Below are 12,391 nucleotides of genomic sequence, written 5' to 3' on the forward strand. Positions count from 1 at the left end.
TCTTACAGGATATTCTCTCTGCGTATCCCAATGGAAAAATGGCTTTGATTTTGGACAACAGTCGGATTCATCACGCTACCGAGTTACAACTGTTTCTAAAGGAGCATCCGCGTCTGCAACTTGTTTTTCTACCACCTTATAGCCCAAACCTTAACCCCGTTGAAGGACTTTGGTTATGGCTCAAAGCTGACGTAGTGAACAACATTTTTTTGAAAAATTCTATAAGATTAGACTTCATGTAAGTCAATTCATGAGAAGAATCAACAAGCATCCATTAGAAACGATAGATCGTCTCCTCATCAGGTTATAAACTTAATTGCGTTCTATATAGATCGGGCTATTTATCGCTCGGTAGGGTATTTCGGCATAAGTAAGTGTCGTTTTTCCAACTAGTCTCTGGGAAGAGGGTTTCACCGGTAAATTAGATGGCAAATTTCCACTTAGATAGACTTATGTGTTAACAAAGCGAGATCCTCGACGCCTCGCCTATAGTATACTTGGTGACGCTGGGTGCACAGCCCCAGCCGTCAGCCCTCTGCTGCCCCTCCTCCCCCGAACCGGGAAAGTCTTCTGTTCAGGTGGAAGCGCGGAGGGGATTTTGGAGCTGGAGGAGCGGAGCGTCCGCCTAAAAGCTTTCCGCAGGAAAGCTCGCTTCGTAAGCATAGGCAGGGTTTGGATTTCAACCGAGAACAGCGGTACAATTGAAGAAATCTGCAGAAGGGCAGCGGCCGGAAGTCCAAAAACCCCGCAGCAGCGCCCTGCACCAAACAGTATAAGCTACCAGCGCATACCTCTCACTCAATAGCGTCACTCACCTTTCCCCGTTCGCTCCCATCACCTGTAAAACTTTCCCGGTTTGACATCAAGACAAACATCTGTCATAATTCCCTTAGTTGAATATGCGCCTTTAATTCAGTCCCGTGAGGCTGGCAAGGTAACGTGAATCGAGGTTCGCGACAAATGGATGGGATCCGTATGAGTACGGATAGCCTCTTTATGCGCGCGGACATCCATCTTTTAATCTGCGGATTTCACTCCTTGCCTGCTTCAGGCAAGGAGTTTTTTGATTTCCGGGAACTTGGACGGGCGTACAAGCGAAAGGATGGACTGGATAAATGGCTACCGAAAAGAACGTAATTATGGATGAAACGGCAATACGCCGGGCGCTGTCGCGCATTGCACATGAGATTTTGGAGAAGAACAAAGGGATTGAGAATTGTCTGCTGGTCGGCATCCGAACCCGCGGGGTATATCTGGCTCAGCGGATTGCAGAACGGATCAAAGAGATTGAGGGCGTGGAAATTGCCTGGGGCGAGCTCGACATCACGCATTACCGGGATGACCGCGAAGGCGGAGACAACCGGGAGGCCATGGATCAGGCGGCGGCAGAGAGCATACTGAACCTGCCGGCAGGCAGCGGCGGTATCCGCGACAAGAAAGTGATTTTGTTCGACGATGTGCTGTACACCGGACGGACGATCCGCGCGGCGATGGATGCCCTGATGGACTGCGGACGGCCGCGGATGATCCAGCTGGCTGTGCTGGCCGACCGCGGGCACCGCGAGCTGCCGATCCGGCCGGACTACATCGGCAAGAACGTGCCTACCTCCAGGCATGAAGAGATCGAAGTTTCACTTAAGGAATACGACGGCAAAGATGAGGTTTACATTATTTCCAACCGGGAGGAACGATAACAATGATGACGGCAACCAAGGTGAAGGAACGCAGTCTGCTGGGGATTAAAGAGCTGGACCGGACAGAGATTCTGCAGCTTTTGAACAGAACCGCCTACTGGGACAACCAGAAGGAGAAGCTGACACCGGTGCTGAGATCGCAGTTTGTGGCTAACATGTTTTTTGAGAACAGCACACGGACCCGCTTTTCCTTCGAAATGGCCGAGAAACGCCTTGGGGTGCAGGTGCTGAATTTTACGGCGGCAGCTTCCAGTGTAGAAAAAGGCGAGTCGATCTACGATACAGTGCGCACACTGGAATCGATGGGGATCGACGCCGGAGTTGTGCGTTTGAAGCCTGCAGGCGTGCTGCAGCAGCTGACGGAGAAGGTATCCATCCCGCTGATCAATGCCGGAGACGGAAACAATGAGCATCCGACCCAGGCGCTGCTGGACATGTATACGATGACCAAAAATTTTGGCGAGCTGAAGGGCCTGAAGGTTTCGATTATCGGGGACATTATGCATAGCCGGGTGGCCCGCTCGAACCTTTGGGGACTGACGAAGATGGGAGCAAGCGTGCAGTTCTGCGCCCCGGACAGCATGAAGGCGCCTGAGCTGGCACAGTATGCACCTTACGTAAGTATAGAAGAAGCGCTAAAGGCCGATGTGGTCATGATGCTGAGAGTACAGCTGGAGCGTCACGCAACCGGCATCCTGCAGTCAGCCGAAGAGTACCGCAAGCAGTATGGACTGACTGAGGAACGGGCGGCCAAGCTGGATAAGAACACGATCATCATGCATCCGGCTCCGGTCAACCGTAATGTAGAGATCGACGATGCGGTAGTAGAGAGCAGCCAGTCGCGGATTTTCCCGCAGATGGCGAACGGTGTGCCGGTAAGAATGGCAGTCATGGAACGTGCACTTCAATAGAAGAGACAGCCTCTAAAAAAACCTGACATAAATGGATTAATAAATATACACAAAGATGAATTTTTATTATATAATACAAACAGAGTCTGGAGCTGCGGCTTGCAGGCAAAAGGAGAATCAACCGTGATCATTAGAAATGCCAGCGTATTGAACAAAGACGGCGAACTGGAAATCAAGCATATCGTGGTTCAGGACGGGATCATCACAGCGGTTGAAAGTGAGCTTCCGGCAGAAGAATCCGGTGAGATTGTAGACGCGGAGGGCAAGCTGCTGGTACCGGGCCTGATTGACATGCACGTGCATCTGCGCGAGCCGGGCTTTGAGCATAAAGAAACGATTGAAACCGGCGCACGATCGGCAGCCAAGGGCGGATTCACCACCATCGCCTGCATGCCGAACACCCGACCGGTGACCGACACTCCTGAAATCGTCGAGCTGGTAAAAGAAAAAGCGCGTGAAGCCGGACTCGTCAAAGTGCTGCCTTATGCGGCAATCACCAAAAATGAGCTTGGCCGTGAGCTGACGGACTTTGCTGCCCTGAAGGAAGCCGGAGCGATCGGCTTTACGGATGACGGGGTTGGTGTACAGACCGCCCAGATGATGAAGGATGCCATGAAGCTGGCTGCAAGCCTGGATATGCCGGTCATCGCCCACTGTGAGGATGATTCACTGGTTGAAGGCTGTGCGGTGAACGAAGGTACCTTTGCAACAAAGCACGGCCTGAAGGGCATTCCGAACGAGTCGGAAGCGATTCATGTCGGACGCGACATTCTGCTCGCTGAAGCGACAGGCGTTCACTACCATGTCTGCCACGTCAGCACAGAGCAGTCGGTACGGCTGATCCGCCAGGCGAAGCAAATCGGCATTAAAGTAACCGCTGAGGTGTGTCCGCACCATCTGCTGCTCTCCGAAGAGGATATCCCGGGGATGGATGCCAACTGGAAAATGAACCCGCCGCTGCGCTCCCGCCGCGATGTGGAAGCCTGCATCGAGGGGCTGCTGGACGGAACGATTGACATTATCGTAACTGACCATGCGCCGCACAGCGAAGAGGAAAAAGCCAAGGGCATGCAGCTTGCACCGTTTGGCATCGTCGGCTTCGAGACAGCCTTCCCGCTGCTGTATACCGCTTTTGTAGCGACAGGCAAATGGGACCTGTCTTTGCTGGTACAGCGGATGACCGCTGATCCGGCCCGCGTGTTCCGGCTGAACACTGGCAGCCTGGCTGTAGGAGCGCCGGCTGACTTGACACTAATTGACCTGAATGATGAGCAGGTGGTAGACCCGGCCACTTTTGCCACTAAGGGACGTAACACTCCATTCACCGGATGGAAGCTGAAAGGCTGGCCGGTAGCAACCTGGGTAGACGGCAAGGCCGTCTGGACGAAGGCTAACTAACGATCCTGACTGGATCAGGATAGAGACAATAGAATCAGACTACAGAAATAAGAAGGAGTGGAAGGAAATGCAGGCAAGATTGCTGCTTCAGGACGGAACGCTGTTTACAGGGACCGCATTTGGCGCTGAGGGCGAAATGACAGGCGAGGTTGTTTTTAACACAGGGATTACAGGTTATCAGGAGGTGCTGTCGGACCCTTCCTACTGCGGACAGATCGTAACAATGACTTATCCGCTGATCGGGAACTACGGCATTACCCGTGATGATTTTGAATCCGTGCGTCCTTTTGTACACGGCTTTGTTGTACGCCGCCATGAAGATGTGCCGAGCAACTGGCGCGCTGAATACAGTGTGGATGACCTGCTGAAGGAATACGGCATTCCAGGGATCAGCGAGATCGACACCCGGATGCTGACCCGCATTATCCGCCACTACGGAACGATGAAAGCCATCCTGACTACTTCTAACAAGCGTGTGGAAGAGCTGATGGAAATGATGGGCGATACAACTATTGAAGAGCTGCGCAACCAGGTTGCCCGGACTTCTACCACTACAAGCTACAGCAGCCCTGGAACGAAGGAACGGATCGTGCTGGTTGACTACGGCGCGAAGACCGGTATCCTGCGGGAGCTGAACAACCGCGGCTGTGACGTAGTAGTCGTGCCCCATGATGTAACTGCGGACGAAATCCGCCGCCTGAACCCTGACGGGATCCAGCTGTCCAACGGCCCTGGGGACCCTAAGGATGTACCTTATGCAGTGAACACCATTTCCGAGCTGCTTGGCGAATATCCGATCTTCGGCATCTGCCTGGGTCACCAATTGTTCGCACTGGCCTGCGGCGCAGACACCGAGAAGCTAAAATTCGGCCACCGCGGCGGTAACCACCCGGTTAAGGAGCTGGAAAGCGGACGCTGCTTCATCACCTCGCAGAACCACGGCTACACTGTTAATGAAGAATCTGTGCAGAGCACCGAGCTTGAAGTGACGCACATCAACAATAATGACAAGACCATTGAAGGCCTGAAGCATAGCCGTTACCCTGCCTTTTCGGTGCAGTACCATCCGGAAGCAGCGCCGGGACCGCATGACAGCAGCTATCTGTTCGACCGTTTCCTGCAGATGATTGCCGATCACAAAGCGAAGACGCCTGCCGGCTCACGCCAGGCACAGCTTGCCGCCAATGCCAGAATCACGGCACCTAAACCAACACCGAAGCTTGAAGCCGTGAAAGGAGCTCTATAATCATGCCTAAGAACGATAAACTTAAAAAAATCCTCGTAATCGGCTCCGGTCCGATCGTCATCGGCCAGGCCGCCGAGTTTGACTATGCAGGCACACAGGCCTGCCAGGCTCTGAAAGAAGAAGGCGTTGAGGTTGTACTGATCAACAGTAACCCGGCTACCATCATGACGGATACTAACATGGCTGATAAAGTCTATATCGAGCCAATCACCCTTGATTTCGTAACAGGCATCATCCGCCAGGAGCGTCCGGACGGATTGCTGCCGACGCTGGGCGGCCAGACCGGTCTGAATATGGCAGTTGAGCTGGCGCGCGCGGCGTACTGGAAGCGGAGAACGTGAAGCTGCTCGGTACTCAGCTGCATTCGATCGAGAAGGCGGAAGACCGTGATTTGTTCCGCGAACTGATGCGCGAGCTGGACCAGCCTGTTCCGGAAAGTATCATTATTACAACGGTTGAAGAAGCGATGAGCTTCGCAGAAGAAATTGGCTTCCCGCTGATCGTACGTCCGGCTTATACGCTCGGCGGAACAGGCGGCGGTATCTGCGACAACGCGGAAGAACTGCGTGAAACAGTAAAAGCGGGTATCCGCTACAGCCCGATCGGCCAGTGTCTGGTTGAGAAGAGCATCGCCGGCATGAAGGAAGTTGAATATGAAGTAATGCGTGACGCGAACGACAACTGTATCGTGGTCTGCAACATGGAGAACTTTGACCCTGTAGGTGTACATACTGGCGACAGTATCGTTGTGGCACCGAGCCAGACGCTCTCCGACCGTGAATACCAGATGCTGCGCAGTGCTTCACTGAAGATCATCCGTGCGCTCAACATCGAAGGCGGCTGTAACGTACAGTTCGCGCTTGATCCGCAAAGCTATCAATATTATGTAATCGAGGTTAACCCGCGTGTAAGCCGCTCTTCAGCACTTGCATCCAAAGCAACCGGTTATCCAATCGCCAAGATGGCAGCCAAAATCGCCCTCGGCTACACACTCGACGAAATCGTTAACCCAGTTACCGGCCAGACGTATGCCTGCTTCGAGCCTACGCTGGACTATATCGTAAGCAAAATCCCGCGCTGGCCGTTTGACAAGTTCACCTCGGCAAACCGCAAGCTGGGCACACAGATGAAAGCGACCGGCGAAGTAATGGCGATCGGCCGTACCTTTGAAGAGTCGATCCACAAGGCCGTCCGTTCCCTGGAAATCGGAGTTCACCGCTTCCGTCTGCCGGGTGCCGAGCTGCTGGAAGACAGTGTCCTGCGTACCCGTCTGGCTAAGGCAGATGATGAGCGCCTGTTCCTGATTGCCGAAGCTTACCGCCGCGGCTATCAGCTGCAGGAAATCCAGGACATCACCAAGGTTGACTGGTGGTTCCTGTCCAAGATTGAAGGACTAGTGCAATTCGAGGATGTGCTGCGCAGCGAAGAAACGCTGAGCGCTGAAACGCTGTATCAGGCGAAACGCAAAGGCTTCACTGACCGGGCTATCGCCGAGATCCGCGCGGAAGGCCGTCCTGGCGGCGCACAGACGAAGGAAGCGGATGTCCGTGCCCTGCGCCTGGCCCAAGGCCTGACACCTGTCTTCAAGATGGTAGATACCTGCGCCGCTGAGTTCGAAGCTTCGACGCCTTACTACTACTCGACCTATGAAACAGAAAACGAAGTTACTCATTCCGACAAGCAAAAGGTTGTAGTGCTCGGCTCCGGCCCGATCCGTATCGGCCAGGGTATTGAGTTTGACTACTCCACTGTACACGCGGTATGGGCGATCCAGAACGCGGGCTATGAGGCCGTAATTATCAACAACAACCCGGAGACGGTGTCTACGGATTTCAATACTTCGGACCGGTTGTATTTTGAACCGCTGTTCTTTGAAGATGTAATGAACGTCATTGCCCAGGAAAATCCGATCGGGGTTATCGTGCAGTTCGGGGGCCAGACGGCCATCAACCTTGCTGCTCCGCTGGCGGCAGCCGGCGTGAACATCCTCGGAACCAGCCTGTCGAGCATCGATGAAGCCGAGGACCGCAAGCGGTTCGAAGCACTGCTGGCCCGTCTGGATATTGCACAGCCGAAAGGCAAGACAGTAACCGATGCAAGCCAGGCTGTAGAAACAGCGCAGTCCCTCGGCTATCCGGTGCTGGTGCGTCCTTCCTACGTGCTGGGCGGACGTGCGATGGAAATCGTATATAATGATACTGAGCTGATGAACTACATGGTTGAAGCGGTTAAGATCAATCCGGAGCATCCGGTCCTGATCGACCGATACATGCTCGGCAAAGAGGTTGAGGTTGACGCGATCTGCGACGGCGAAACCGTGGTCATTCCGGGCATCATGGAGCATGTGGAGCGCGCAGGCGTCCACTCCGGCGACTCCATCGCCGTATATCCTCCGCAGTACCTGGATGAAGGCCTGAAGCAGAAGATCACCGATATCACGATCAAAATCGCCAAAGAGCTGAAAACGATCGGTCTGGTGAACATCCAGTTCGTTATCTACCAGAATGAAGTGTATGTCATCGAAGTGAATCCGCGCTCCTCGCGTACGGTTCCGTTCCTGAGCAAGGTAACCGGCATTCCAATGGCGAATCTGGCAACCAAGATCATCCTCGGCAGTAAGCTGAAGGAAGAGGGTTATACAGAAGGCCTCTGGCCGGAGAGCGACTACGTATCGGTTAAAGTGCCGGTGTTCTCTTTTGCCAAGCTGCGCAGAGTAGAGCCTACCCTGGGACCTGAAATGAAATCGACCGGTGAGGTTATGGGCCGCGACAAGCTGTATGCTAAGGCGCTGTACAAAGGTCTGATTGGTGCAGGCATGAAAATCCCGGCAACCGGCGCGATCATCGTTACAGTAGCGGATAAAGACAAAGCTGAAGCGGTTGAGCTGATGAAGGGTTTCCATGCTATGGGCTACAAAATCATCGCTACAGGCGGCACGGCACAGGCGCTGGAGCAGTCCGGCCTGAACGTGATGAACGTCAACAAGCTGGATGAAGGCGAGCCTACGATCCTCGACCTGATCCGCAGCGGTCAAGCGAACTTCGTGTTCAACACCCTGACGAAGGGCAAAACACCTGAGCGTGACGGCTTCCGCATCCGCCGCGAAGCGGTTGAGAACGGCGTGGTATGTATGACCTCGCTCGATACCGTAGCAGCGCTGCTGAAAATGCTGCAGACGATCAACTTCTCGTCACAGTCGATGCCCGCTTTTGTCGGACAATAAGATATGAATACCAGGAACCGCCTGCGGGCGGTTTCATACAGGGGACGGTTTGCGTTAGCGCAGACCGTTCAACTGTGCCCGGGCAAGCAGATGATGAATGAAGGAGCTGGAGAACGACCCATGGAACAGCAAACCCCAGAGCAGACAGAGCATGAGACGATTGGTCATATTGCTAAGCGGGATGAAATGGCCGGCAGGCTGATGATTCCGCTCGACTATCCGGATGCGGACTCGGCACGGGTCCTGATTGATAAGCTGGAAGGCATTCCGTGCTACCTGAAGGTCGGCATGCAGCTGTTCTATGCAGCTGGGCCGGATTTTATCAGAGAGCTTAAGGAACGCGGCTATTCCGTTTTTCTGGATGTGAAAATGCACGATATCCCGAATACCGTCCGTGGCGGTGCTGAGAGCATTACCAGGCTAGGTGTGGACATGTTCAACGTCCACGCCTCCGGCGGCAAGACGATGATGGCTGCAGCACTAGAGGGAGCGGCCAAGGCGGTCAGCCTGAACCCTTCGCTGCATATCCCGCTGATCATTGCGGTTACACAGCTTACAAGCACTAGCCAGGAAGTGATGAACGAAGAAATCGGCATTGCCGGGAACGTAGAGGATACCGTAGTCCGTTATGCTAAGCTGGCCGCTGAAGCGGGCCTGCATGGCGTAGTGGCTTCCCCGCAGGAGTCGGCAGCTATCGCAGTAGCCTGCGGTCCGGAATTCGTCACAGTAACCCCGGGCATCCGTCCGGCAGGCTCGTCCCTGGACGACCAGTCCCGTGTAATGACGCCTGGACAAGCCATCCGTCAGGGCAGTCACTTCCTGGTCATAGGCCGGCCGATTACCGCAGCAGCCGATCCGCGTGCAGCAGCACTATCCATTATTGAGGAGATGACACAAGCATGAGTACATTATCTAATACAAGTCAGCAAGTCGCAGCCTATCTGCTGGAGATCGGGGCGGTTGCCCTGCGCCCGCAGGACCCTTTTACCTGGACCTCCGGCATTAAGTCGCCGATCTATTGCGATAACCGCCTTACGATGTCCTTCCCGGAAGTCCGTAACTATATTGCAGGCGGCTTCGCAGAGCTGATTAAAGCCAGCTATCCCGAAGCACAGGTCATCGCTGGCACAGCAACCGCCGGTATCCCGCATGCGGCCTGGGTGTCCGACAAGCTGAATCTGCCGATGGCTTATATCCGCGACAAGGCCAAAGGCCACGGCAAGCAGAACCAGATCGAGGGCAGTATCTCTCCCGGCCAGAAGGTTATCGTTATCGAGGACCTGATCTCCACCGGCGGCAGCTCAATCAAAGCAGCGCAGGCTGTGGAAGAGGCAGGCGGTGAGGTGCTGGCTGTCCTCGCGATCTTCAGCTATGAGCTGGACCGCGCTACTGAAGCATTCGCAGCAGCCGGTGTGCCGCTGCAGAGCCTGTCCAACTACACGACCCTGATCGATGTTGCCCTGAGCCAGGGTAAGATCGCTGAAAGCGATGTAGCGCTGCTGCAATCGTGGCGCAAAGATCCGGCGTCGTTCGGAGTGTAAGCTAATATAAAGTGTTTTAACTGCGGGACTTGCAGCTTTCCGGTTATGGAAGCAATAAGTCCCGCATATTTATCTGTCATGATGGGGTATGCTATAACTGCAGCGCTGAATACCCGACTTCAAAGGAGATATCATCATGAACTGGATCTATTTTGCGAAGCTGTTCCGGACGAGATTTCAGGCGGGCTGTCTGGCCAAAAGGCTGGAGCAGGACGGCTGGATCTACGGCTATCATGACCCGCGGTTTGTAGAAATTTACCGGTCCCGCAAGGGCCGTTACGGGGTGCGTTTTTTACCCTGAGCAATTAACAATTTCATCCTTGACTTTAGGGCCTTATTTAATGTATATTAACTATTGTCGCTGTTTGAATAAGTTTACTGACGCGGGGTGGAGCAGCCCGGTAGCTCGTCGGGCTCATAACCCGAAGGCCGCAGGTTCAAATCCTGCCCCCGCAACCAATTATTCTTTTGCAGCCATCGTACATTCGGATACCTAGTCCGGGCCCTTAGCTCAGTTGGTTAGAGCGGTCGGCTCATAACCGATTGGTCACAGGTTCGAGTCCTGTAGGGCCCACTTCACTAAACCCCTTGCCTAGCAAGGGGTTTTTGCTTTGTTTGGGTTATTGCAGTCTTTGGGAATGAAGTGCCTTATTAAGCACTTGGTTTTGCTTCTTCATTTATAGTATATTTTGAAAATGAGGGGGCGTTGCATGAAGAAGATAATGAAGAAACTAAGCTTTTGGCTGCCGTTGTTATCTTCATTCGTTTGTCTTTATAATCTATCAGGAGCCGATGACAAAAACCTGCTGCTGTTTCTGACAAGTCCGCTGCTTTTGTGGCTTAATCCGCAACTGACGGATTTGCACTACTCGATGAATAGTGAAAGGGCGTTCCAGTTTATTTTATATGGTATTCATTTTTTCTTTTGGTTAATAACCGGATTTATAATTGATTGGATGTTTGCACGATATAAATCAAAGAACAAAATTTAATTATGATTAGAGGAGAAGTTTGCTCATTTGGCTGCTCCACCTGTAAATGCAGCGGGGGCAGAGGAGTATATTAAGTTAGAGACCTCTACCCAATTAGAATGATGTACTTGGTGCAATTGAATCTTTGTTGAACGACTTAGAATGCTCATTCTGTTGTATTCCGTACAATTGACTTCAGAAAAATGAGGTGAAATGCCCAAAAACAGAGAAACTAATGTACAAAATACAATAGAATCCGTTATACACCATTGAACTTCATGTATTACTGTAACTATGTATAAAAAAAGCCCGCACTGGGCTCAAAACTTCTCAGGATTCTCAATTTTCATCGAGGCGATTTCGCCGCATCTTTTGCAGAAGGTATAGATAACTCCTGAGCCAAAAGAAAAAGCCTTATTAATCGGCATGACCCGGGCATATCCATTATTTAACCGGCCTTTGACGAATTCAGTCCTTCCGCAAGCTTTACAAGCTGTCTGTGCTTGGTTCATCTATCCACCCCGTTAGAAATATTTTTAATGGTATACGCTAAGTTTAGTTATTGAGTTTCGTGCTCTGTACCAAAGAAGGAATATAGTACCATTTGTCGAATGTAACAGATGGATAGGATTATCCGATTTAGCAGTATAGGAGCCCACACAATGAAAATCAGAACATTCACCGAGCAGGACATCGCCCAGATTGTCACTCTTTTCTACGAAACGGTTCATTCGGTCAACAAACGGGATTACTCGCAGGAACAGCTCAACGCCTGGGCGTCGTATGAGGATGAAGGTAAGCGGCTTAGCACATGGAAGGACGCACTGAGCCGTAATATTAGCTATGTTGTGGAGTGCAATGGCGAAATTGCCGGGTTTGCAGATATGACGATTAAAGGGTATTTGGACAGGCTGTTTGTACATAAGGAATATCAGCGGCAGGGGATTGCTAAGGCACTGGTGGACACACTGGAGGCGGAGGCGCGCAGGCTGGGTTTGACTGAGATTAGTACGCAAGCGAGCATCACGGCGAAGCCTTTTTTTGAGCAATCAGGTTTTGAGGTGGTCCAGAAGCAGGTTGTGGAGCGCAGGGGCGTGAAGCTGGAGAATTACGTAATGTTAAGAAGCTTACGCTGAATTCAATATCACTATAGAGAATCGGGGCATCGTATGCTAAAAAAGGTCTGGAGCAACAATCCGCGTTGGTTCACCGTGTTATGGGCAGTAACAATTACCGCGTACATAAGCTTAATGCTATTCCGTGAAACTGATCAAATCATGACAGTGCTTATGGCTGTGCTATTTACCGCAGCCGGAGTTCGGGATTGGAGCAGACTGCGCAAGCTTGCGTTATTCTCTTACTTTCTGGCCGTCGTTTTCATCGTTATCTTCATTATTAACTCAACTT

At 52.4% G+C, this 12,391-nt stretch carries 12 protein-coding genes, 2 tRNA genes and 1 pseudogene; 14 read left to right on the forward strand and 1 reads right to left on the reverse strand.

The genetic code is table 11. From position 1 onward, the window contains the following. From AWJ19_RS05620 to AWJ19_RS05670, 12 genes and pseudogenes are all read left to right on the forward strand, one after another. A partial coding sequence (locus tag AWJ19_RS05620; RefSeq protein ID WP_198536472.1) for a transposase occupies positions 1-242 on the forward strand: 242 nt, incomplete at its 5' end. Between the two features lie 873 nt (positions 243-1,115). Next, the gene (gene pyrR / locus AWJ19_RS05625; RefSeq protein ID WP_068722082.1) at positions 1,116-1,694 is read left to right on the forward strand and encodes a bifunctional pyr operon transcriptional regulator/uracil phosphoribosyltransferase PyrR; all 579 of its coding nucleotides are present in this window, start codon (positions 1,116-1,118) and stop codon (positions 1,692-1,694) included. Between the two features lie 2 nt (positions 1,695-1,696). Beyond that, positions 1,697-2,605 (forward strand): aspartate carbamoyltransferase catalytic subunit, encoded by a 909-nt coding sequence (locus AWJ19_RS05630; protein ID WP_068722083.1) that lies wholly within the window; start codon positions 1,697-1,699, stop codon positions 2,603-2,605. Positions 2,606-2,728: 123 nt separating this feature from the next. Continuing rightward, the gene (locus AWJ19_RS05635; protein WP_068722084.1) at positions 2,729-4,003 is read left to right on the forward strand and encodes a dihydroorotase; all 1,275 of its coding nucleotides are present in this window, start codon (positions 2,729-2,731) and stop codon (positions 4,001-4,003) included. A 67-nt stretch (positions 4,004-4,070) separates the two neighbouring features. After that, the gene (gene carA / locus AWJ19_RS05640; RefSeq protein ID WP_068722085.1) at positions 4,071-5,249 is read left to right on the forward strand and encodes a glutamine-hydrolyzing carbamoyl-phosphate synthase small subunit; all 1,179 of its coding nucleotides are present in this window, start codon (positions 4,071-4,073) and stop codon (positions 5,247-5,249) included. A 2-nt stretch (positions 5,250-5,251) separates the two neighbouring features. Next, positions 5,252-8,472: pseudogene (carB, locus tag AWJ19_RS05645) on the forward strand (carbamoyl-phosphate synthase large subunit). 186 nt (positions 8,473-8,658) lie between these two features. Next, the gene (gene pyrF, locus AWJ19_RS05650; protein ID WP_068722090.1) at positions 8,659-9,375 is read left to right on the forward strand and encodes an orotidine-5'-phosphate decarboxylase; all 717 of its coding nucleotides are present in this window, start codon (positions 8,659-8,661) and stop codon (positions 9,373-9,375) included. Then, positions 9,372-10,013, forward strand: coding sequence for an orotate phosphoribosyltransferase (gene pyrE, locus AWJ19_RS05655; protein WP_068722086.1), 642 nt, complete (start codon positions 9,372-9,374; stop codon positions 10,011-10,013). Before pyrF ends, pyrE begins: the two co-directional genes overlap by 4 nt. A 136-nt stretch (positions 10,014-10,149) precedes the next feature. Further along, positions 10,150-10,314, forward strand: a complete 165-nt coding sequence (locus AWJ19_RS35600) for a hypothetical protein (RefSeq protein WP_019909365.1) — start codon at positions 10,150-10,152, stop codon at positions 10,312-10,314. Positions 10,315-10,395: 81 nt separating this feature from the next. Next, a tRNA-Met gene (locus AWJ19_RS05660) sits at positions 10,396-10,472 on the forward strand. Positions 10,473-10,513: 41 nt separating this feature from the next. After that, positions 10,514-10,587 (forward strand) — tRNA-Ile (locus AWJ19_RS05665). 136 nt (positions 10,588-10,723) lie between these two features. Then, the gene (locus AWJ19_RS05670; RefSeq protein WP_068722087.1) at positions 10,724-11,005 is read left to right on the forward strand and encodes a hypothetical protein; all 282 of its coding nucleotides are present in this window, start codon (positions 10,724-10,726) and stop codon (positions 11,003-11,005) included. A 299-nt stretch (positions 11,006-11,304) separates the two neighbouring features. Here the strand turns inward: AWJ19_RS05670 and AWJ19_RS05675 are convergent, their stop codons facing one another. Then, positions 11,305-11,496: a hypothetical protein gene (locus AWJ19_RS05675; RefSeq protein WP_068722088.1), complete on the reverse strand. Its 192-nt coding sequence runs from the start codon at positions 11,494-11,496 to the stop codon at positions 11,305-11,307. Between the two features lie 150 nt (positions 11,497-11,646). Between AWJ19_RS05675 and AWJ19_RS05680 the strand changes: the two genes are divergently transcribed. Together AWJ19_RS05680 and AWJ19_RS36120 are read left to right on the forward strand one after the other, a co-directional pair. Next, complete coding sequence (locus AWJ19_RS05680) at positions 11,647-12,120, forward strand: GNAT family N-acetyltransferase (protein ID WP_068722089.1); 474 nt, start codon at positions 11,647-11,649, stop codon at positions 12,118-12,120. Positions 12,121-12,153: 33 nt separating this feature from the next. After that, positions 12,154-12,391, forward strand: a 238-nt coding sequence (locus AWJ19_RS36120) for a hypothetical protein (RefSeq protein ID WP_206744046.1), incomplete at its 3' end; no start/stop codon positions are given.

The organism is Paenibacillus sp. DMB5, from assembly GCF_001517085.1.
Lineage (GTDB): Bacteria > Bacillota > Bacilli > Paenibacillales > Paenibacillaceae > Paenibacillus_AQ.